We start from the raw sequence: 22,382 nt of genomic DNA, 5'->3' as shown, positions 1-22,382 counted from the left end.
CGTCCGCCGCCGCCCGTGCGCCCAGGCGGTACGAGTACCCTGCGGAGATGAGCAGCGACGTCCGTGAGGCCACCGGTGGGCCGCCGCTCGACGCCGCGGCGGCACCGCGCACGCTCCGCGGCCGGGTCGCGCGCCGGGTCGCCGAGCTCGCGCGATTCGGCTCCGTGGGCGCGGTCGCCTACGTCGTGGACCTCGGGCTGTTCAACCTGCTCAGCTTCGGTCCGGGAGAGATCCTCGGGCACAAGCCGCTGACCGCCAAGGTCGTCTCCGTCGCCGTCGCCACGCTCGTGGCCTGGCTGGGCAACCGGTACTGGACCTTCGCGGACCGTCGCCGGGCGGCTCGAGGCAGGGAGCTCGCAGGGTTCGTGGTGGTGAACCTCGGCGGCATGCTCATCGCCGTCGCTTGCCTCGCGGTGTCGACCTACGTGCTCGGGCTGACCTCGCCGCTCGCGATGAACATCTCCGCGAACGTCGTGGGCCTCGTCCTCGGGACGGCGTTCCGGTACTTCGCCTACCGCCGGTTCGTCTTCACCGGCGCGCCCGGCTGATCACTCGCCCTCGGGCTGCTGCCCCCGCCGCTTTCGACGACCGCGGGACGAGATCGACGTGCCGGCCGGCAGGATGACCTGCGGGTCGAGCAGCCGGGGCACGCCGGCGAGGAACAGGGCGAAGACCGGCGGCCGGCGCTGCGCCAGCTCGAGCCGTCCGCCGTCCGCCGCAGCGAGGTCGCGGGCGAGCGCGAGACCCAGGCCAGTACCCGCCCCCGAGGTGACCTCGCGCTCGAAGATGCGCGGCGCGATGTCGTCGGGCACGCCCGGGCCCTCGTCGCTCACCTCGACGGCGACGGCGCCGCTCGTGCCCGACGGGCGAGCGCGGACCGTGGTGGTCCCCCCGCCGTGCTTGAGGGAGTTCTCGATGAGGGTCGCCAGCACCTGCGCGAGCGCGCCGGGGGTCGCCAGGACCTGGAAGTCGTCCGACACGTCGACCACGAGGTCGCGGCCCGCCTTCGTGAAGGTCGGGACCCACTCCTCCTCCTGCTGGCGGACCACCTCGATGAGGTGCACCGCCTCCGTCGTACCGCCCTGCGCACGGCGTGAGCGCGTGAGCAGGTCGTCGACGACGGTCACGAGCCGCTCGACCTGCTCCAGCGAGATGCGCGCTTCCTCGCGGACGTCCTCGTCCGACGAGGCGAGCGCGATCTCCTCCAGACGCATCGACAGGGCGGTGAGCGGCGTCCGCAGCTGGTGGGAGGCGTCGGAGGCGAACTGGCGCTCGGCCGCCAGGCGACCGGCCATCCGGTCCGAGCTGCGCGCCAGCTCGGCGGCCACGAGGTCGATCTCCTCCACACCCGACGGATCGAGCCGCGGCCGGACCTGACCCGAGCCCAGCTGCTCGGCCGACGCCGCGAGGTACACCAAGGGGGCGGAGAGCCGGTTCGCCTGCCAGACCGCCATGGCGATGCCCGCAGCGAACGCGACCACGGACGCCGCCACCACGAGGAAGATCACCTGGACGGCCCGCAGGTAGGCGTCCCAGTACGACGCCCTCATCACCACGAGGGCGCCCGACTCGGTCGGCTGCGCGACGACGCGCGTCTCCCCGCTGATGGGCTCCCCTGCCGTCAGCTGCGTCGCGTCCGGGAGCTGGACGAACACCTCGACGCTGGACTCGTCCGGGCGGCCCTCTGCGGCGTTGTCGAGCGTCTGCTGGGGGATCTCCTCGCCCTGCTCCAGCCGGGTCTCGACCGTGCGGGTCAGGTTCGTCAGCCGACCCGTGAGCTGGTCGTTCGCGCTCGTCAGGACGAACTGGGCACCGAAGAAGGCGAGCGGGAAGCCGAGCAGGATGACGGCGACGGCGACGGCGGCCACCGTCGCCTGCAGCACCCGGCGCCGCACGACCTACTCCTCGCCCGCGTCGTCGGTCAGCTCTCGCCCGTCTCGAAGCGGAAGCCGAGCCCACGCACCGTCGAGACGTAGCGAGGACTGTTGGCGTCGTCACCGAGCTTTCGGCGCAGCCACGACACGTGCATGTCGAGGGTCTTGGTCGACCCGACGGGCTCCGACCCCCAGACGTCCCGCATGAGCATGTCGCGGACGACGACCGAGCCGGCGTTGGCGATGAGCACGCGCAGCAGCTCGAACTCCTTCGTCGTCAGGTGCAGCTCGCGGTCGCTCTGGAAAGCCCGGTGCGCGGAGACGTCGATCCGCACGTCCTGCGCGGAGAGCTCCTCCTCCTCGCCGGTCTCGCCGTGGGTGCGGCGCAGGAGGGCGCGCACGCGCGCGAGCAGCTCGGCGAGGCGAAAAGGCTTCGTCACGTAGTCGTCGGCGCCCGCGTCGAGGCCGACGACGAGGTCCACCTCGTCGGCGCGGGCCGTCAGCACGAGGACCGGCGTGGTCAGCCCCTTGTTGCGGATCTCACGTGCGACGTCGAGGCCGTCCATGTCAGGGAGACCGAGATCGAGGACGACGATGTCCGCGGACCCGGCGGCATCGATGGCACCTTGACCTGTTCCATGCACGACGACGTCGTAACCCTCACGCGTCAGCGCGCGCGCCAAAGGTTCGGCAATCGCCGGGTCGTCCTCCGCTAGCAGTACGTGGGTCATTCGATCATGCTAGGGCATCTCTACGACTTTGACCCTATCTCCGCAGCGCCCTCGTGCGACCGCAGGGGGACGTCGTGGGAGGCGGCCCGAGCCTACGCTGAGGCGCATGGGTTGGTACGAACGACTGGGCCGCTGGTCCGACGAGCACCGCTTCGGCGTGGACCTGGCCGCGACGCTCGTCGTGGCCGCCGTCGTCGTCCCCGCGGCGGCCGCCGCACCCGTCGAGATGGTCGTGGGCCCATCACCCGGATGGGCGGCGATCTGGGCTGCGCTCCTCCTCGCGCCCCTCCCCTGGCGGCGCGTGCGACCCGTCGCCTCGGCGGTCGCCGTGTTCGTCGTCGCACTGGCGCACATGCTGACAGGGCTGCTCGTGGTGCTGCCCGCCGACTTTGCCGTCCTCGTCGCCCTGTTCTCCGTCACCGTGTACGGCCCACGATGGGCCCACCGCACCGCGATCGTGGCCTCGTTGCTCGGGGCGTTCGCCCTCGGAGTGGGCCTCGGGCTGCAGGCCGGCAACTCCGCCGACATGGCGATCATGGTGTTCTTCTCGACGGCGTTCGGCGGGACCCTCTTCCTGGCGGTCTGGGCCTTCGGTCTCCTGCGGCGCTCGCGCCGCGAGACCCTCGACGCCCTGCGCGACCGTGCCCGGCGCCTCGAGATCGAGCGCGATCAGCAGGCGCAGATCGCCACCGCGGCCGAACGGTCCAGGATCGCGCGCGAGATGCACGACATCGTCGCGCACTCCCTCTCGGTGATCATCGCGCAGGCCGACGGCGGCCGGTACGCCGCGACCGCGGACCCCGAGGCCGCGACCCGCGCCCTGAGCACCGTGTCCGACACCGGCCGGGCCGCCCTGGCCGACATGCGGCGCCTGCTCGGCGTGCTGCGCTCGGGCGGCGACGGCCCCGGAGCGGCGGAGGACGGCGCCGGCGCCCCCCGCGCACCCGCCCCCGCGGGCGAGGCAGACCGGTCGCCCCAGCCCGCGTCCGGGGACCTCGAGTCCCTCGTCGCCCAGGTGCGGGCCAGCGGACTGCGCGTCTCGCTCGTCCGGATCGGCACCGCTCGCCAGCTCCCCCCCGGCGCGGGCCTCACGGTCTACCGCGTATGCCAGGAAGCCCTGACGAACGTCCTCAAGCACGCCGGGCCCGACCCTGCCGTGACCGTCGTCGTGCGGTGGAAGGTCGACACCCTGCACCTCGAGGTGGACGACGACGGGCGGGGCGCGTCCGCCCGCGCCGAGTCCTCGCCCGGCTTCGGGCTGCTGGGCATGCGCGAGCGTGCCGCGATCTTCGGCGGGACCATCACCGCCGGTCCCCGCCCCGGCGGCGGTTTCCGCGTCCGGTTCACCATGCCGATCCCCCCGGCCCCGCCCCGCGGCCCCGCCGCGGTGGCCGACGACGGCGGGTCGGGCATGATGAGCACACCACCCGCGAGACAGGAACCATGAGCGAGCACACACCCCCCGCAGCCGACCCGATCCGCGTCGCGCTCGTCGACGACCAGCAGCTCGTCCGGGCCGGCTTCCGCATGGTGATCGACTCCCAGCCCGACCTCACGGTCGCCGTCGAGGCCGGGGACGGCCTGCAGGCGGTGCGCGTCCTCGCGGACCACGCCGTCGACGTCGTGCTCATGGACGTCCGGATGCCCCACCTCGACGGGCTCCAGGCCACCGCGCGGTTGACCGCCGCGGCAGCCGACGGCGGGTACGCACCCCGGGTGATCGTCCTCACCACGTTCGACCTGGACGAGTACGTCCTGGAGGCGATCCGGGCGGGCGCGAGCGGGTTCCTGCTCAAGGACGCCCCTCCCGAGGAGATGCTGGCCGCGATCCGTACCGTGCATCGCGGCGACGCGGTCATCGCGCCGTCCTCGACACGGCGGCTCCTCGAGCACCTCGTCGTGGCCCTGCCCGCGGAGCAGGCCGCGGACTCCCCCGCGCACGACTCCGTCGCCGGGCTCACCGACCGCGAGCGCGAGGTGCTCGTGCTCATGGCGCGCGGCCGGTCGAACACGGAGATCGGGACGGAGCTCTTCGTCGCCGAGGCGACCGTGAAGACCCACGTGGGGCGGATCCTCGCCAAGCTGGGCGCGCGCGACCGCGTGCAGGCCGTGGTCACCGCCTACGAGACCGGCCTGGTGCGCCCGGGGTCCTGACGCGCGTACCGGCACGCGCGCCACCGACCGCACCCACCGCCGTCGCCCCGTCCCGGGTCGGGTGCGGGCGCACCCGACGTACGACCAGGGGATGACCCGGACCGGCGACGGACCCCACCCTCGCCGGATGTGACACGCACCAGCGGGTTCGTAGTGTCGGTGTCGAGCGGGACGGCCGTCGCTACGGCCGGTTCCCCGCACCTCATCGAACCGCCTCGCACCAGGAGACACCGTGGACACGACCGTGTACCAACCCCTCGACAACCAGGGCACCGGCGCAGCACCAGCAGTACGGGCCCGCGCGCTGACGAAGACCTACGGCACCGGCGAGGCGGCGGTGCACGCGCTCGAGAGCGTGGACGTCGACTTCGAGCAGGGCCACTTCACCGCGATCATGGGGCCGTCGGGGTCCGGCAAGTCCACCCTGATGCACCTGCTCGCCGGCCTCGACTCCGCGACGTCGGGTCAGGCGTTCATCGGCGGCACCGAGGTCACCCGGCTGAGCGACAACGACCTGACCCGGCTGCGCCGCGACCGCGTCGGCTTCGTGTTCCAGTCCTTCAATCTCCTGCCCATGTTCAGCGCCGCGCAGAACATCACGCTGCCGGTGGAGCTCGCCGGGAACAAGGTCGACGACGCGTGGTTCGACACGCTCGTCCAGACCCTCGGCCTCGGTGCCCGGCTGAGCCACCGGCCGAGCGAGCTCTCCGGCGGCCAGCAGCAGCGGGTGGCGATCGCCCGCGCGCTCATCGCCAAGCCGGAGGTCGTCTTCGCGGACGAGCCCACGGGCAACCTCGACTCGCGCTCCGGAGCCGAGGTCCTCAGCTTCCTGCGCCGTTCGGTGCGCGAGCTCGGACGCACCATCATCATGGTCACCCACGACCCCGCGGCAGCCGCCTACGCGGACCGTGTCGTGCTCATCGCCGACGGCGCGATCGCCGGCGACATCCTCGACCCCACGCCCGAGTCGGTGCTCGCCGGGCTCGACGCGCTGCGCACGATCGACGACGTCGCGGCGGTGGGCTCCTGATGGTCCGCCTCACCCTGGCGCAGATGCGCCGCAGCATCGGTCGGCTCACGGCCGCCGGCATCGCCATCGTCCTCGGCACGGCGTTCGTCACCGCCACGCTCCTGGTCGGCAACATCATCAGCACCACCACGACCGACTCGATCGCGGCGCAGTTCGCCCGTTCCGACCTCGTCGTCAGCGCCGACGAGTCGTTCACCGTGGACGACGTCGAGGCGGCCCGGTCGGTCCCGGGCGTCGACGCCGCCGACGCCACGTCGCTGAGCAGCTTCGAGCTGTCGGCGGGGTCGAGGCGCACCTACCAGATCGTCGTCCCGACCCCGACCGACGACCGGTTCCAGCCTCAGGAGGTCGTCGCCGGGGCGATGCCCGCCGACTCCGGCGAGATCGCGCTCCCCGAGGCGCTGGCCGAGCGGTTCGACGTCACGCCCGGCGACACCGTCCGCCTCGCGCGCTTCGTCTGGGAGCCCGGTCCCGCCGGCCAGGAGGACGCCCTCGCCGAGTGGACCGACGTGACCGAGGACCTCACGCTCGTCGGGACGCTGCGCGACCCCTTCGGTGCCTACGCCAAGATGGGTGGCGCCGCCGTCGTCTCAGCGTCCGACCTCCAGGCTTGGGCCGAGCAGAGCGACCCCGAGTCGCCCGGTCCCACCTACGGCGCGATCATGGTCGCGGTCGACACCTCCGCGGGCCTCGAGCAGACGCGGGCCGAGCTCGAGGCTGCGCTGCCCGGTGCGCAGGCGCTGACCGCTGACGAGTACGCGGTCCAGCAGGCCGCCTCCCTGACCGGTGACGAGGACGTGTTCACCAAGGTCATCCTCGGCTTCGCCGGGATCGCGCTGCTCGTTGCCGCGCTCGTCATCGCCAACACCTTCCAGGTCCTCGTGGCCCAGCGCACGCGGATGCTCGCCCTGCTGCGCTGCGTCGGCGCCAACCGCGCACAGCTCGCCCGCTCCGTGCTCTTCGAGGCCACCGTCCTCGGCGTCCTGTCCTCGATCGGCGGGATCGTCCTCGGTGCGGGCCTCACGCAGATCGCCCTCGTGGTCCTCGGCGGGATGGACCTCGGCATCCCCCTGCCGTCGACGGTGCAGATCACCGCCGGCATCGTCCTGGTCCCCCTGCTCGTCGGTACGGCCGTCACCGTGCTCGCCTCGCTCGCACCTGCCCGGGCCGCGACCAGGGTCGCGCCGCTGGCCGCGCTGCGACCGGGCGACGCGCCCACTCTGTCGTCCGGGGCCGGCCGCGTCCGCCTCGTCCTGGCCTCGCTGCTGGTCGTCAGCGGTGCGCTCCTGCTGACCGGCGGCATCGTGCTCGGAGGCAACGGCAACGCGGAGGTCGGCATCCTCGTCGGTGTCCTCGGCGGCGCGCTCTCCTTCGTGGGCGTCCTGCTGGGCGCGATCTTCTGGCTGCCGAAGGTCGTCTCGCTCGTCGGGCGGCTCGTGGCCGGGTCGGGGAGCACCGCCCGGCTCGCGACGGCCAACACGCTGCGCAACCCGCGTCGGACCGCCGCCACCAGCACCGCCCTGCTCATCGGCGTGACCCTCGTGGCCATGATGTCGACGGGGGCCGCGAGCGCCCGCACGAGCCTGGACTCCGAGCTGGACGACCGGTACCCGGTCGACGTGTCCGTGACGACCGACCAGTACGACGAGTACGGCAACGGCGTCAGCGACGAGATCCCGGCGGCCATGCTCGCCGGGATGCGCAGCGCCGCGGGGGTGCGCGACGTCACCGAGCTCACCGCGACGAGGACGACCGTCCCGGCGACCGACGGCGACTACGAGGTCCTGGTGCGCGGCGTCGATCCGCAGTCCGCGACCGGCCTGGTGCGCTCGCCGGACCTCCTCGCCGGCCTCGACGACGGCACGGTGGTCATACCCCGGACGGAGAGCGAGTGGCTGGGCATCGCCGACGGCGACACCCTGACCATCGACGGGCCCACCGGGTCGGTCGAGCGCACGGTCTCGGTCACGGACATGCCCGGTCAGGCCTTCATCGTGTCGACGTCCACCATGGCGGAGCTCGACGACGCCGCGGTCGTCACGCGGGTGTGGTTGGGTCTGGAGGACGTCACCGACGCGGCCTCGATCGTCCCGGGCCTCCAGGACACGCTCTCCGAGAGCACCGTCCCGGTCGAGGTCGTCGGGGCGGCGGTCGAGCGCGCCATGTTCCAGCAGGTCGTCGACACGGTGCTCGCGGTCATCGTCGGACTCCTCGGGGTCGCGGTCGTCATCGCGCTCATCGGGGTGGCGAACACCCTGTCGCTCTCCGTCATCGAGCGGCGTCGCGAGTCCGCGACGCTGCGGGCGATCGGCCTGAGCCGGGGTCAGCTGAGGTCGATGCTGGCCATCGAGGGCATGCTCATCGCCGGCGTCGGCGCGCTGCTCGGCGTGGCGCTCGGCCTGCTCTACGGCTGGGCCGGTTCCGCGACGGCGCTCAGCGCCATGGGCGACGTCTCGCTGGCCGTGCCCTGGCGCGACATCGCGATCGTGCTCGTCGTGGCGCTCGTCGCCGGCCTGCTCGCGTCGATCGTCCCGGGCCGGGCGGCCGCCCGGACGTCGCCGGTCGCGGCGCTCGCCGTCGACTGACGATCGGCTCCACCGGGTGGTGGGCCTGCGGACACGTTGTCCACAGGCCCACCACCTTCGTGCGTCCAGGGCGTGCGCGCGGGCCATGATCGTCGCGTGCCCCTCGCTCCCGACGACCTCGACCCGTCCCACCCGATCCGTCTCACGGTGCACCCGGGCACCGACGTCCTCGTCGCCGCCGGCACCCGGGTCGCCGCGCTGCGCGGCGAGCTCGCCGGGCTCCTGTGCCGCCCCGAGCTCCTCACCACCCCGCTCGCCGTCGGCAGGACGGTGCTCGGGGACGACCACGTCCTCGGGACCCGACCCGTCCTGCCCGGTGCGGTCCTGCGTCCGGCCGGAGCACGGACCGGCCCCGTCGACCCGGCCACGGCCGCGGACGCGCTGCGCTCGGCGTTCCACGTCGCCCGCACCGCGGGCGCACGGGCGGGCACGCTGCACCCGGTCACCGACGGACGCCCGGGCGGGCAGGACGCTCGGCAGTGCGGCGGGCAGGACGACGGCACGCAGGTCGGCCGACTGCGGGTGCGGCAGGTGCGGGCCCGGCGCTCCGGGCGAGCACCACGGGTCCGGGTCGCGGCGCCGCACGCGACACGCTGGTCGCGCGCCGGGCGCGAACCCCGGAGACGGCTCGTCCCGCGACGCTGGCGCACGTGGCGGGTCGGCACGAGCCTCCTCCTCGACGGCGAGGTTTACTCGCTGCGCGCACGGCCCGACCTCGCGGCGGTCTCGTTCGCCGGGCGTACCGTGCCACGGGTGCCGGACGAGGGCGCCGCGTCCCACCGCACCCCGCTCGGAGCCACGCTCGCGATGGCCCTGACTCCCGCCGTCGCGTCGGTCGCGATGGCCGCCGTGTACCGGCAGCCGCTCTTCCTGCTCTTCGCGCTCGTCGGTCCCCTCACGCTGCTGGTACCTCTCCTGCTCGACGCCCGGCGTAGGCGCGCGGCCCGGCGGGCGGCCGCAGGTCCGCACGGGGGCGGCGCAGGGCCCGGCACGGGGCGCGACGTCGGCGGAGGGACGGACCGGGTGCGCGCCGCTGCGTCGTCCGGTGCGGCGGGCGGAGCGGGCGCCGGTTCGGCAGGCGAGCACGTCGGTCGGCCGGACCCGCTGCACCCGCGACCCTGCGACGCGCTGACGAGCGCGATCGCCGCGCACGTCGCACCGGGCGACGCCGCGCAGGACGGTGACCGTCGACGCAGCCGGGGTGTCCCGCCGAGGACGCCCGATCACGGACCGGCGGACGTTCCTGACCTCCCGGACGGCTGCCTCGCCGTCGTCGGGCCACGGGACCGCGCCCCGGCCGCGGCGCGCGCGATCCTCGCCGAGCTCGTCGCCGGAGGCCGCACGATCGGCGTCGCGCACACCGACGCGCACACCGCGGACTGGGCGTGGTGCCGCTGGATCCCCGGCTCAGCGAGGCTGCGGCGCGCCGACCTCGCCGCGCCTGCTCCCAGCCCCCGGGTGCTCGTCGTGGACGGCCTCTGCCCCGACTGGTCGGCGGACCTGGCAGCCTGGTGGTCCCGTGGGCCGACCGAACCCGTCGTCCTCGTCGCCCGCGACCCCGAGGCGGTCCCCGCCTGGTGCCGCACCGTGCTCGACGTGCGGCGAGATCGCGCTCGCTGGTCGATGCCCGACGGCGTCGGTCGCACGGAGGCGCACACCGGGGTCAGCACCGACTGGGCGGAGGCGTTCGCACGACATGTCGCCGCCGCGGCGCACCTGGGTCGCTGGCCGGCCACCGACGACGTGGACGGGGCCGACCCCGCGGGCCGCCTGCTCGGCGCACCGGGAACCACGGACACCGGTCGTGCGGACCCGACGTCGGCGGCCCTGCCCGGCACGGTCGCGCTCGGGGAGCTGCTCGGTGCGCCCGCGGACGGGCTGACGTGCGAGCCGACGACGGAGCGTTGGGTGGCGGACCGCTGGGCCGCAGACGTGGCGCGGCTGGCCGTCCCGCTCGGCATCGGTCCGGACGGGCGACCGGTCGTCGTCGACCTCCGGCGGCACGGCCCGCACGCGCTGGTCGCCGGCACCACCGGTGCCGGCAAGTCGGAGCTGCTGCAGTCGCTCGTGCTCGGCCTGGCACTGACCACGTCACCGCGCGACCTCGCGTTCGCGCTCGTCGACTACAAGGGCGGCGCGAGCTTCGGCGACTGCGTCCGCCTCCCCCACGTGGTCGGGCAGGTCACTGACCTCGAGCCCGGTCTCGCCGGCCGGGCGCTCGCCGGCCTGCGCGCCGAGCTCCGGCGCCGCGAGCACGTCCTCGCCGACGCCGGGGTCGCCCGTCTCGACGACCTCCCGCCGGGCGTGCTGCCCCGGCTCGTCGTGGTGATCGACGAGTTCCGCGCCATGGCCGACGAGCTGCCGGACTTCCTGCCGGGTCTGCTCCGGGTCGCCGCGCAGGGCCGCTCCCTCGGGGTCCACCTGGTGCTGGCCACCCAGCGTCCGGCAGGTGCGGTGAGCGCCGACATGCGGGCGAACATCACGCTGCGCCTCGCCCTGCGAGTCGTCGACCCCGGAGACTCCCAGGACGTCGTCGAGGTTCCGCACGCGGCCCGCATCCCCGCGACCGCACCCGGTCGGGTCATCCTGCGGCACGCGTCGGCACCCGCGACGGTCGTGCAGTGCGCGCACGCGGCCGGGATCCCGCGGCCGGTCGCCGCTCCTGTGCGTCGCGCCCGCCCCTGGGGCCGGCTCCCCAGGACCACGCGGGCCCCGACCGCCGACCCTGGCGTCGTCCGCTCGCTGGTCGACGCCGCGCGCGCCGCGGCCGCCTCCGCTGGCCTTCACCCCGCGGCACCGCCGTGGCTACCGGGACTGCCGTCGTCCGTCGAGCTCGACGAGCTCCACGGACTCGACGGGACCGACGACCTCAACGGGACCGACCGGACTCTGCCGCTCGCCCTCGGCGACCTCCCCGACGAGCAGCGGCGCACCGTCGTCTCGTGGGACCCCGACGACGGTCATCTCGCCGTCGTCGGACGGTCGCGCTCCGGCCGCTCGACCGCCCTGCGCACGCTGGCTGCGGCCGCCGTGGACCGCGGCTGGCACGTTCACCTGGTCGCGGCTCCCGCGGACATGGGCGAGTTGATCGACCACCCCGGCGTCGGCACCGTCGTGGACCGGGACGACCCACGGCGCGTCGCGCGGCTGCTGCGGCTGCTGACCGTGAAGGCGGCCTCCGCCCAGCCGCTCGCGCCCCTCGCGACACCGGCGCCTGTGCCTGCGCCTGCGCCCGTGCCCGTGCCCGTGCCCGTGCGGACCCTCGTCCTCGTCGACGGCGTGGAGGGCCTGCGCGGCGCCCTCGCCCCGCTCGGCGGCGGTGCGGGCGCCGACCTGCTCGCCGACGTCCTCGGCGACGCGCACGGCGTGGCGTTCGCGGTGACCGCGGACGGGCCGACCCTCGGCGGGCTCGCCCACCGGACCGGACCGCGGCTCGTCCTGTCGTCGACCGACAAGCACGACGACGTCGCGCTGGGGGTCCCCGGCCCGCTGGCCGGCCGTGGCGGGCGGCCAGGTCGCGCCGTCTGGCTCGGGCGGGACGGAGCCGTCGAGTGCCAGATCGCCCGGGGCGGCCCCGCCGCGGCCCGGCGCGGCGTCGGGACGGCCGAGGTGCACGAGCCGATACGGCTCGAGCCGCTCCCCCGCCACGTACGGCTCGCCGACCTCGGCGCCCGGACCGCCGGGCTCGACCGGGTCGTCGTCGGCCTCGGTGGCGACCACGGAGGGCCCGTCACCCTCGACGCCCACGAGGGCGCGCTCGTCGTGGGCCCGCCCGGGAGCGGTCGCACGACCGCGCTCACCCTGCTCGCCCGCGCCGCCGCCACGACGGGCACGCTGCGGGCGGTGCTCGCCCGCGACCGGACGCTCACCTCCGCCGGCCTCGGTGTCGGCGGTGACGGCGGTGACGTGCTGACACTCGCCCGGTTCGCCGCGGCTCCGCTCGGAGGGCTGCTCGACGAGCTGCGCGCGCACCCGCCCGGTGTGCTCGTCGTGGACGACCTGGACGTCCTCGCTCAGCACTGCCCTCTCGAGAACGAGACGCTCGCCGACATGTGCCGGGACGGCTGGGCGCTGCTGGCAGGTGCCGGGACGATGGGAGCGGGCCTGGCGCTGCGGGGCGCCCTCGCCGAGCTGCGGACCTGGCGGTGCGGCGTCGTCCTCGCACCGGGCGAGCGTGGCAGCGCCGAGGTCTTCGGGGTGCCGCTGGACCACCACACCGACCCGGGACCGCCCCACCCCGGACGAGGTGTCGTCGTCCAGGGTCGCTCCGTGGTCCCCGTGCAGGTGGCGGACAGCACCTGGACGGGCACTGCGGACCGGTGATCAGGTGGTGGGTCGAGCCGAGTCGCGCGTCGTCGAGACGACGACCGCCGGGATCATGAGGAGCACCAGGACGACCACGGCCAGCGCGAGCGTCAGCCCGCCCCAGACGGTCACCTCGTACTGCAGCCAGCTCACCGCGACCACACCCTGCAGCAGCTGCCACGTCGCCACCGGGGCCCGGCCCCAGCGCTGGCCGCGCAGCAGGCCTCGACACGCGGCGACCAGCAGCCAGGCGAGGCCGAGCACGAAGATCGTGAGGAAGACCGAGACGCCCACGGACTGCGAGCGTCCGAGCACGAGCTCGACGAGCACGAGCCCGCCGGCACCGACGAGCACGGCCACCTCTATCGCGATCCCCGCCAGGAGCGCCCACAGGGCTGGTGGGCGTGATCCGGCGCCGTGCGACGACGGTTGCTCAGCCGGGCTGTCGGAACGAGTCATCGAGCCTTCCTCCGGTCGGTGGTCCCCCGGTCGTGGAGGAGACACGAGGACCCAGAATACGCGTGACCTGGGCCTTCATCGAAGTGTGACCGAAGCCTCACGGTTCACCTGCAAGAAACTTCCCGGTAACCCCTTGTGCTGGGCTTCACGAGGTGTGAACCTAGTTCAAGCATCAATCACCCCCCGCTGAGCCTGTCGGCCGTGACAGACCCTGTCCACCGGCGCGTGTCCTTCTGAGGACCGGCTCGATCATGCCTAGGAGATCTCTCATGGATTGGCGCCACCGCGCAGCCTGCCTGGACGAAGACCCTGAGCTGTTCTTCCCCATCGGGAACACCGGCCCGGCACTGCTCCAGATCGAAGAGGCGAAGGCCGTGTGCCGTCGCTGCGACGTCGTCGACACGTGCCTCAAGTGGGCGCTCGAGTCCGGTCAGGACGCGGGCGTCTGGGGCGGCCTGTCCGAGGACGAGCGCCGCGCTCTCAAGCGCCGCACCGCACGCGCACGCCGCGCCGGCTGACCGCCCGCCGAACTGCCGAGAAGGGTCGTCGCCCCCGGGGTGACGACCCTTCTTGCTGCGCCGACGCGCACGGCCCGGCGCGGGCCTCACGTCGAGCGCGCGCCGTCGCGCAGGACGACCTGCAGCACCACCTCGGTGCCCCCACCCTCGCGGGGCGACCACGTGATGCTCCCGCTGAGCTCGTTGGTGACGAGCGTCGTGACGATCTGCGTGCCCAGCCCGCTCGTCGAGGCCTTCCCTGCGGGCTGGGAGTCGCCGGTGGGCATCCCGACCCCGTCGTCCGCCACGACGATCCGCAGCGCTGACCCGTCCCGCTCGACGCCGATCTCGACCGTGCCACCGCCGGAGGTGGCCAGCCCGTGCTCGACGGCGTTGGTCACCAGCTCCGTGAGGATCAGCGCGAGCGGGGTCGCGTCCTCGGCAGGGATCATCCCGAAGCTGCCCGTCCGTACCGTGCGCACGCTCGTGTCGGCGGACGCGACGTCGGCCGCGAGCCGCAGCGCGCGCCCCACCATGTCGTCGAACTCGACCTCCTCGTCGAGCGTCTGGGAGAGCCCTTCGTGGACGAGGGCGATCGTCGCCACGCGGCGCATGGCCTCCTCGAGCGCCGCCCGCGCCTCCGGGACGTTCATCCGGCGTGCCTGCAGCCGCAGGAGCGCCGCGACGGTCTGCAGGTTGTTCTTCACCCGGTGGTGGATCTCGCGGATCGTGGCGTCCTTCGTGATGAGCTCACGTTCACGGCGGCGCAGCTCGGACACGTCGCGGCACAGCAGGACCGCCCCGATCCGCTGCCCGGACTCCGTCAGCGGCAGCGCCCGCAACGACAACGCCACCCCCCGCGCCTCGATGTCGGTGCGCCAGGGAGCCCGACCCATCACCACCAGGGGAAGGGACTCGTCGACGGGGGTCTGGTGCTCGATGAGGTCGGTCGTCACCTCGATGAGCGAGCGCCCGACCAGCGGGCCGATCACCCCGAGCCGGTGGAAGCAGCTCAGCGCGTTCGGGCTGGCGTAGAGCACCTCACCCTCCGAGTTGAGGCGGATCAGACCGTCCCCCACGCGCGGCGCACCCCGGCGCGGACCTGTGGCAGCGTTCGGCGCGGGGAACTCACCGCGCGAGATCATCGCGATGAGGTCGTCGGCGGCCTCCACGTAGTTGAGCTCGAGACGGCTCGGCGTCCGGCCGGAGCCGAGGTTCGTCTGGCGGGCGACGACAGCGATCGCCCGGCCGGCGTGCACGACCGGGATCGCCTCCTCGCGCACCGCGTAGGCACCGAACCAGCGTGGTTCGCGCGAACGCTGGGCGCGCGACTCGGCGAGCGCCCGGGAGAGCTGGGGGCGCTGGCCGTCGGGGGCGAACGAGCCGACGATGTCGTCGTAGTGGACGGTCGCGCCGGTGCTGGGGCGGCATTGCGAGACCGCGACGAAGTTCCCGTCCGTCGTGGGCATCCACAGCACGAGGTCGGCGAAGGCGAGGTCGGAGATCACCTGCCAGTCACCCACCAGCAGATGCAGCCACTCGTTGTCCGCCGGGGTGAGGTCGGCGTGGTGGGAGATGAGATCGCTCATGGCAGACACGCCCACCAGGGTACGCAGTGATCGCTCGCGGTCGGGGACGGGTTCGATAGAGTCGAGCCACCACGCGCCCTGAGGAGGACCTGTGCACCTGACCGTCGAGCAGCGCTTCGACGCCAGCCCCACGCGGGTGGCGGCGATGCTCGCCGACACCGAGTTCGTCCGGTGGCGCGCCCGTCGTTCCGGTGGGCCGACGAGCGTGGTCGAGCAGGTGGACGTCACGGGGTCACCCGACGCGGGCTTCACGGTCGTGGTCCGCCGCACCCTGCCGACCGACCAGATCCCGGCGCACGTGCGCGGCTTCGTGGGCAGCCAGCTCGAGATCCGCCAGGCCGAGGCCTGGGAGGCGGCCGAGGGCGAGAGCCGCGTGGGCACCGTCGCGCTCGAGATCGCCGGGGCCCCCGTGCGCCTCACGGGCACGGTGGTCCTGGTCGCCGACGGCGACGGGACTCTCCAGCGCTACACGGGCGAGATCAAGGCGTCCGTGCCGCTCTTCGGTGCGGCCGTCGAGGACGCGGCCGCCACCGCGATCCGCGCGACCCTCGCCGCCGAGGAGTCCGCCGGCGCCGAGTGGCTCGCCACGCACCCGCAGTAGCACCGTCGTCGGGCAACGACCCCAGCCGACGACGATAACGATTTGGACACACCCGCCGACCATGTAGCGCTCTGACCTGCATGGACGCCACCGTGGGAGCGCAACCACACCCCGTCCACGCCCCACGTGCTTGACAGCGCAGACCTTCGACCGCCACGATCATGGCACCTCGTGGAAGCGCTACCACCTCATGGTTGGGAGCGCTACCACGCCGTCCATCGACAAGGGAGTCACCGTGCTGAGCAGCACCCGTACGTCCCGCCGGTCCCGCAAGGCGCTCGCCGCCACCGCGGGGCTCGCGGCCATCACCCTCACCCTCGCCGCCTGCGGCGACAGCTCCGACCCGTCCGACGAGGGCACCACCGACGGCACCGCCGGTGGCGAGCAGATCACGCTGACGGTCGCGACGTTCAACGACTTCGGCTACAGCGACGAGCTCCTCGCCGCATACACCGAGGCCAACCCGAACGTCACGGTCGAGCAGGTCAAGGCCGCCCGATCCGAGGACGCCCGCACCAACCTCACGACGAAGCTCGCCGCCGGTGGCGACGGCCTCGCCGACATCGAGGCGATCGAGGTCGACTGGCTTCCCGAGCTCATGCAGTACCCCGGCCTCTTCACGGACCTCTCCGACCCGGCGCTCGAGGGACGGTGGGTGGACTGGAAGGTCCAGCAGGCCACGACCGTCGACGGCGCGCTGATCGGGTACGGCACCGACATCGGCCCCGAGGCGATCTGCTACCGCGCCGACCTCTTCGAGGAAGCGGGTCTGCCGACGGACCGTGAGGAGGTCGCCGAGCTCCTCGGCGGCGCCGACGCGACGTGGGACGACTACTTCGCGGCCGGCCAGGAGTTCGTCGCCGCGTCCGACGCCGGGTGGTACGACAGCGCCATGGCCACCTACCAGGGCATGGTCAACCAGCTCGAGGCCGCCTACGAGGAGACCGACGGCACGCCCAAGGACCTCGCGACCAACGAGGACATCAGCGCTCTCTACGACACGGTCCTCACCGAGTCGGTCGACAACGGGCTCTCCGCCGGCCTCGAGCAGTGGTCCGGGGACTGGGACGCCGCGTTCCAGAACGACGGCTTCGCCACCATGCTCTGCCCGGCCTGGATGACCGGTCCGATCGAGGAGCGCGCCGGTGGCGTCGAGGGCTGGGACGTCGCGGACGTCTTCCCCGGCGGCGGTGGCAACTGGGGCGGCTCGTTCCTCACCGTGCCCTCCTCGGGCCCGAACGCCGAGGCGGCGCAGGCGCTGGCCGCCTGGCTGACCGACCCGGCCCAGCAGACCACGGCCTTCGAGAACGCCGGTACGTTCCCCTCGCAGATCGAGGCCCAGGGCTCGGACGCCGTGCAGGCCTTCACCAACGGGTTCTTCAACGAGGCACCCGTCGGGCAGATCTTCTCCGCCCGCGCGCAGGCCATCGAGGGCGCCCCGTTCAAGGGAGCGAACTACTTCTCGATCCACCAGCAGGTGCAGGACGCCATCAAGCGCGTCGACGTCGAGAAGACCGATGACGCCACCACGTCGTGGGACAAGGCCGTCCAGGGCTTCAAGGACCTCGGCCTGAGCTGATCACCCCCGGACGCGCGACGCGCGTCCGGCCCGGTCCTGGGGTGCCACGGCACCCCAGGACCGCACTCCCTGCACCACCACGATCAGGCTCCCACGCACCAGCACAGGAAGATCCATGGCCGTCCTCACCCCCACCCAGCCCCCTCAGGGCGTCGGAGAGCGCCCCACCCGCACACCGCGACGTGTCGGGTTCTCCCAGCGGCTCGGCCGCTGGGACGTCAAGCTCTCGCCGTACCTGTACATCTCCCCGTTCTTCATCCTCTTCGCGGTCACCGGGCTCTTCCCCCTCGTCTACACGGCCATCGTGTCGGTGCACGAGTGGAACCTGCTCGGCGGTCAGGGCGAGTTCGTCGGCCTCCAGAACTACCAGGACGTGCTCGCGCAGCCGACGTTCTGGAAGTCGCTGCGCAACACCTTCTCGATCTTCCTGCTCTCCTCGGTCCCCCAGGTCATCGGCGCGATCATCATCGCCGCCCTGCTCGACCAGAACCTGCGTGCGGCCACCTTCTGGCGCATGGGCGTCCTGCTCCCCTACGTCGTGGCGCCTGTCGCCGTCGGCCTCATCTTCGGCCGTCTCTTCGCCGACCAGTACGGACTCATCAACGAGATGCTCGGCATCTTCGGCGTCGACCCGATCCGCTGGCACGCCGACACCCTCGCGAGCCACGCCGCGATCGCGTCGATGGTGAACTTCCGCTGGACCGGCTACAACGCCCTGATCTTCCTCGCCGCGATGCAGGCGGTCCCCCGCGAGCTCTACGAGGCCGCGATCATCGACGGCGCAGGCCGGGTGCGGCAGTTCTTCTCCGTGACCGTTCCGCAGATCCGCGCCACCATCATCTTCGTCGTCATCACCTCGACGATCGGCGGCCTGCAGATCTTCGACGAGCCGCGCGTGTTCGACGCCCAGGGCCTCGGCGGCGCCGACCGGCAGTGGATGACCACCGTGCTCTACCTGTACGACGTCGGCTGGGGCAACCAGAAGAACTTCGGCCGTGCGGCCGCGATCGCCTGGATCCTGTTCCTCATCATCCTGCTCATCGGGTTCGTGAACTTCGCCATCACGCGGCGGATCTCCACCGCGGGGCCACGCGTGTCGCGCAAGGAACGCGTCGAGATCCGCGCCCGGCAGCGCGCCGCCACGGCGGCGCTGCGCGCCCGGGAGAAGGCGGCCCGCGGCGGACCACCACGAGACCCCGGATCCACGACCGACACCCCCGCGCGCCACAGCGCCCCGACCGATCGGAGGACGCGATGAGCTCCCTCCCCGTCGTCGCCCAGACCGCCGGCCCGAGCGCCGCCCGCGCCGCGGCACGCAACCCGCGCCGCAAGGCCACGGGAGGCGCGACCCGCCGGCCGCGGTGGGTCACCTACACGATCCTCGGGATCGTGCTGGCGATCTCGATCTTCCCCCTGTACTTCACGCTGGTCCTCGGGTCCTCCACCCCCGAGGAGATCTCCCGCAGTGCACTGCCGCAGCTGCTGCCCGACGCGAGCCTGTTTACGCAGTTCGCCGAGGTCGTCGGGTCCAACGCCATCAACTTCTGGAAGGCGTTCGCGAACTCCGTGATCATCGCGGTGGTCACCTCGGCGTCCGTGGTGCTCTTCTCGACCCTCGCCGGCTACTCGTTCGCGAAGCTGCGGTTCCGCGGTCGTGGCCCCCTGCTCGTCTTCATCATCGCGACCATGGCCGTCCCGACCCAGCTCGGCGTCGTGCCGCTGTTCATCCTCATGTCCGAGTTCGGGTGGATCGGCACGCTCCAGGCCGTGATCGTCCCGGCGCTCGTCACCGCGTTCGGCGTGTTCTGGATGACCCAGTACCTCTCGGAGGCGCTGCCCTACGAGCTCATCGAGGCGGCCCGCGTCGACGGCGCGTCGATGTTCCGCACGTTCTGGTCGATCGCGCTCCCCGCGGCCCGGCCGGCTGCCGCGATGCTCGCGCTCTTCACGTTCGTGCAGCAGTGGACCAACTTCTTCTGGCCGTCGATCGTCCTCAGCCAGAGCAACCCGACGCTCCCGCTGGTCGTCCGGTCCCTCCAGGCCAACTACTTCATCGACTACTCGCTCGTGATGGCGGGAGTCTTCCTCGTGACGCTCCCCCTCCTCGTGATCTTCCTCTTCACCGGTCGTCAGCTCGTGGCTGGCATCATGCAAGGAGCGGTCAAGGGATGACGCCGGCGCCCAGGCACCGGTCGACCACCACGAGCACTACCGAAGGACCGAACGAGTCATGAGCATCTTCGTCCCCTCCAGCCCGCTGGAGCCCAAGCCCCAGAACGCCACCGGCCGGGTCGCCTTCCCGGACGGGTTCCGCTGGGGCGCCGCCACGGCCGCCTACCAGGTCGAGGGCGCCGCGCACACCGACGGCCGCACCGACTCCGTCTGGGACGCGTTCGCCCGCGTCCCGGGCGCCGTCCTGAACGGCGACGACGGCGAGGTCGCGTGCGACCACTACCACCGGTACGCGGACGACGTCGCCCTCATGCGTCGGCTGAACCTGGACACCTACCGCTTCTCCACCTCGTGGGCGCGTGTGCGGCCCGACGGCGGTCCGGTCAACGCCAAGGGTCTCGACTTCTACTCGCGGCTCGTCGACGAGCTGCTGGCGAACGACGTCATGCCCTGGCTCACGCTGTACCACTGGGACCTGCCGCAGGCCCTCGAGGACAAGGGCGGGTGGACCGACCGGGACACCGCGTACTTGTTCGCCGAGTACGCCGTGACGATGCACGACGCCCTGGGCGACCGCGTCGGGGTCTGGACGACGCTCAACGAACCGTGGTGCTCGGCCTTCCTCGGCTACACGAGCGGGGCGCACGCCCCGGGCCACCAGTCCAAGGAGAAGGGTCTCGCCGCGGCGCACCACCTGCTCCTCGGCCACGGCCTGGCGGTGCGCGAGCTGCGCTCGCGCGCCCCGGAGGCCAACCTGGGGCTGACGCTGAACTTCACGGTGTCCGACCCCGTCGACCCGGCCGACCCGGCCGACGTCGACGCCGCCCGCCGGATCGACGGACAGTTCAACCGGATCTTCCTCGACCCCGTGCTGCGCGGCGAGTACCCGGCGGACGTCCTCGCGGACGTCGAGCCGTACGGGCTGCTCGACCACGTCAAGGACGGCGACCTGGAGATCATCTCCACCCCGATCGACACCCTGGGGGTCAACTACTACAACGGCGGTGCCGTCTCCGCGCACCCGCAGGTCGCCGCCACCAGCGACGCCGGGGAGCCCGCGGGAGACGACGCCGGCGGCACCCGACCCGAGGGTGTGCGCGAGGAGACGGACGGCGCGCCGGTCCGGACGACGTCGTCGCCCTACCCCGCCGCGGACGGCGTGCACGCCCACTCCCGCGGGCTGCCGCGCACCGACATGGGCTGGGAGGTCCAGCCGGAGGGCATGACGCGGCTGCTCAACCGTCTGCAGGCCGACTACACGGGCCCGCGGGGCGTCGCGCTCTACATCACGGAGAACGGCGCCGCCTACCCCGACGTCGTCGCACCGGACGGCTCGATCGACGACCAGGACCGGCTCGCGTTCCTCGACGCGCACCTGCGCGCCGTCAAGGACGCGATCGACGACGGCGCCGACGTGCGCGGCTACCTCGCGTGGTCCCTGCTCGACAACTTCGAGTGGGCGCTCGGCTACAGCAAGCGCTTCGGTATCGTCCGGGTCGACTACGAGACGCAGGAGCGCACCGTGAAGGCCAGCGGGGAGTGGTTCGCGCAGGTGGCGCGGGAGAACGCGGTCCCGCAGCGCCCGTAAGGGCTCACCGCCACATCGACGGGCACGACGTGGTGTCCAGGCAGGATACTGAGGATATGAGCACCCCGAGCACCGCACCCACGCTGGACGAGGTCGCCCAGACCGCGGGCGTCTCGCGGTCCACCGCGTCGCGGGCGATCAACGGCGGCCTGCGGGTCTCTCCCGAGGCCCAGGCCGCTGTCGACGCGGCCGTCGCCCAGCTGGGGTACACCCCCAACCGGGCGGCGCGCTCGCTCGTCACGCGACGGACGGACTCGATCGCCCTCGTCGTCCCCGAGCCCGACGAGCGGATCCTCACCGACCCGTTCCTCGCGGGGGCGATGCGGGGTGTGAGCGCCGCGCTCGCCGGGACGGACCTACAGCTCGTGCTGCTGTTCGCCCGTCCCGACGAGCCCGTCAACCGGATCGTGCGGTACCTGCGCAGCGGGCACGTCGACGGCGCGATCGTCGCCTCCCACCACCGGGAGGACGACCTCGAGGAGGCGCTGCTGGCGAGCAGGCTGCCGGCGGTGTTCGTCGGTCGACCGTTCGCGTCGACCGCGGACCTCGTCTACGTCGACGTCGACAACGTCGAGGGCGGGCGCATCGCCACGCAGCGCCTCGTCGACGCCGGTCGTCGCCGCATCGCGACGATCACGGGACCGCAGGACATGACGGCCGGTGTGGACCGGCTCACCGGGTGGCGTCAGGCGCTGCGGGCCGCGGGGCTGGCGACGGACGCGGTCGCCGCGGGCGACTTCGCGGTGGCGGGCGGTGCCGCAGCCATGGAGCGGCTGCTCGCCGAGCACCCCGACCTGGACGCGGTGTTCGCGGCGTCGGACCTCATGGCGGAGGGCGCGCTGCGCGTGCTGACCGCGCACGGCCGCTCCGTGCCGGGCGACGTCGCCGTCGTGGGCTTCGACAACCTCGGTGTCGCCGCCTCCACGAGCCCGGCGCTGACGACGGTCCAGAACCCTGTCGTGGAGATGGTCAAGACGGCGACGGACCTCCTCCTCGACCTGGTCGCGGGCCACGTCGTGCCCGTCCGCCCACGCATCTTCGCGCCCCGGCTCATCGACGGCGCCTCGGTCTGACCCCCACCCCCCACCCAGCCCAGCCCAGGTAGAACCCCTGTCGCCGAGGTAGAACGCCAGTCGTCGACTGGCGTTCTACCTCGCGCACAGGGGTTCTATCGCGCGCACGAGAGTTCTCTCTCGCGCACGGAGGTTCTACCTCGTG

General features: G+C 73.1%; 17 protein-coding genes. 13 read left to right on the top strand and 4 right to left on the bottom strand.

Annotated elements, in window-relative coordinates:
* Positions 1–47 precede the first annotated feature (47 nt).
* The gene (locus tag OHL10_RS08620) at positions 48–548 is read left to right on the top strand and encodes a GtrA family protein (RefSeq protein WP_265521794.1); all 501 of its coding nucleotides are present in this window, start codon (positions 48–50) and stop codon (positions 546–548) included.
* On the opposite strand, the gene OHL10_RS08615 is transcribed toward OHL10_RS08620, so the two are convergent.
* A complete protein-coding gene (locus OHL10_RS08615) occupies positions 549–1,895 on the bottom strand; it encodes an ATP-binding protein (RefSeq protein ID WP_265521793.1) in 1,347 nt (448 codons plus the stop codon).
* Positions 1,896–1,921: 26 nt separating this feature from the next.
* Positions 1,922–2,605, bottom strand: a complete 684-nt coding sequence (locus OHL10_RS08610) for a response regulator transcription factor (RefSeq protein WP_265521792.1) — start codon at positions 2,603–2,605, stop codon at positions 1,922–1,924.
* A 106-nt stretch (positions 2,606–2,711) separates the two neighbouring features.
* Between OHL10_RS08610 and OHL10_RS08605 the strand changes: the two genes are divergently transcribed.
* The 5 genes from OHL10_RS08605 to OHL10_RS08585 all read left to right on the top strand — a co-directional run bounded on the left by OHL10_RS08605 (position 2,712) and on the right by OHL10_RS08585 (position 12,697).
* Positions 2,712–4,052 carry a sensor histidine kinase gene (locus OHL10_RS08605; RefSeq protein WP_265521791.1) on the top strand — a complete coding sequence of 447 codons (1,341 nt, stop codon included), beginning with the start codon at positions 2,712–2,714 and terminating at the stop codon, positions 4,050–4,052.
* Positions 4,049–4,759 (top strand): response regulator, encoded by a 711-nt coding sequence (locus OHL10_RS08600; protein ID WP_265521790.1) that lies wholly within the window; start codon positions 4,049–4,051, stop codon positions 4,757–4,759. Before OHL10_RS08605 ends, OHL10_RS08600 begins: the two co-directional genes overlap by 4 nt.
* A gap of 232 nt (positions 4,760–4,991) precedes the next feature.
* Positions 4,992–5,789, top strand: a complete 798-nt coding sequence (locus OHL10_RS08595; RefSeq protein WP_265521789.1) for an ABC transporter ATP-binding protein — start codon at positions 4,992–4,994, stop codon at positions 5,787–5,789.
* Positions 5,789–8,374, top strand: coding sequence for an ABC transporter permease (locus OHL10_RS08590; RefSeq protein WP_265521788.1), 2,586 nt, complete (start codon positions 5,789–5,791; stop codon positions 8,372–8,374). Before OHL10_RS08595 ends, OHL10_RS08590 begins: the two co-directional genes overlap by 1 nt.
* 96 nt (positions 8,375–8,470) lie before the next feature.
* Positions 8,471–12,697, top strand: coding sequence for an FtsK/SpoIIIE domain-containing protein (locus OHL10_RS08585; protein ID WP_265521787.1), 4,227 nt, complete (start codon positions 8,471–8,473; stop codon positions 12,695–12,697).
* Here the strand turns inward: OHL10_RS08585 and OHL10_RS08580 are convergent, their stop codons facing one another.
* Positions 12,698–13,138: a hypothetical protein gene (locus OHL10_RS08580; RefSeq protein ID WP_265521786.1), complete on the bottom strand. Its 441-nt coding sequence runs from the start codon at positions 13,136–13,138 to the stop codon at positions 12,698–12,700.
* A 269-nt stretch (positions 13,139–13,407) separates the two neighbouring features.
* Here OHL10_RS08580 and OHL10_RS08575 point away from each other — a divergent pair, with 269 nt between their 5' ends.
* Positions 13,408–13,656, top strand: a complete 249-nt coding sequence (locus OHL10_RS08575) for a WhiB family transcriptional regulator (RefSeq protein ID WP_056645926.1) — start codon at positions 13,408–13,410, stop codon at positions 13,654–13,656.
* Between the two features lie 86 nt (positions 13,657–13,742).
* Here OHL10_RS08575 and OHL10_RS08570 read toward each other — a convergent pair whose 3' ends face one another.
* The gene (locus OHL10_RS08570) at positions 13,743–15,224 is read right to left on the bottom strand and encodes a sensor histidine kinase (RefSeq protein ID WP_265521980.1); all 1,482 of its coding nucleotides are present in this window, start codon (positions 15,222–15,224) and stop codon (positions 13,743–13,745) included.
* Positions 15,225–15,315: 91 nt separating this feature from the next.
* Between OHL10_RS08570 and OHL10_RS08565 the strand changes: the two genes are divergently transcribed.
* From OHL10_RS08565 to OHL10_RS08540, 6 genes are all read left to right on the top strand, one after another.
* On the top strand, positions 15,316–15,825 hold the full coding sequence (locus OHL10_RS08565; RefSeq protein ID WP_265521785.1) for a DUF2505 domain-containing protein: 510 nt from the start codon (positions 15,316–15,318) through the stop codon (positions 15,823–15,825).
* A 235-nt stretch (positions 15,826–16,060) separates the two neighbouring features.
* Positions 16,061–17,404 (top strand): ABC transporter substrate-binding protein, encoded by a 1,344-nt coding sequence (locus OHL10_RS08560; RefSeq protein WP_265521784.1) that lies wholly within the window; start codon positions 16,061–16,063, stop codon positions 17,402–17,404.
* A gap of 115 nt (positions 17,405–17,519) precedes the next feature.
* Entirely contained in the window at positions 17,520–18,662 is a 1,143-nt protein-coding gene (locus OHL10_RS08555) for a carbohydrate ABC transporter permease (protein WP_265521783.1), read from the top strand.
* The gene (locus OHL10_RS08550) at positions 18,659–19,576 is read left to right on the top strand and encodes a carbohydrate ABC transporter permease (RefSeq protein WP_265521782.1); all 918 of its coding nucleotides are present in this window, start codon (positions 18,659–18,661) and stop codon (positions 19,574–19,576) included. The genes OHL10_RS08555 and OHL10_RS08550 overlap by 4 nt, the downstream gene beginning before the upstream one ends.
* A gap of 58 nt (positions 19,577–19,634) precedes the next feature.
* Positions 19,635–21,164, top strand: a complete 1,530-nt coding sequence (locus OHL10_RS08545; RefSeq protein WP_265521781.1) for a glycoside hydrolase family 1 protein — start codon at positions 19,635–19,637, stop codon at positions 21,162–21,164.
* Between the two features lie 56 nt (positions 21,165–21,220).
* Positions 21,221–22,237 carry a LacI family DNA-binding transcriptional regulator gene (locus OHL10_RS08540; protein WP_265521780.1) on the top strand — a complete coding sequence of 339 codons (1,017 nt, stop codon included), beginning with the start codon at positions 21,221–21,223 and terminating at the stop codon, positions 22,235–22,237.
* Positions 22,238–22,382 lie beyond the last annotated feature (145 nt).

Source organism: Oerskovia flava (assembly GCF_026163685.1).
Classification (GTDB): Bacteria; Actinomycetota; Actinomycetes; order Actinomycetales; family Cellulomonadaceae; genus Oerskovia_A; species Oerskovia_A flava.
Note: the sequence above shows the minus strand (reverse complement) of the source record. Positions and strands in the feature narration are given on the sequence as shown.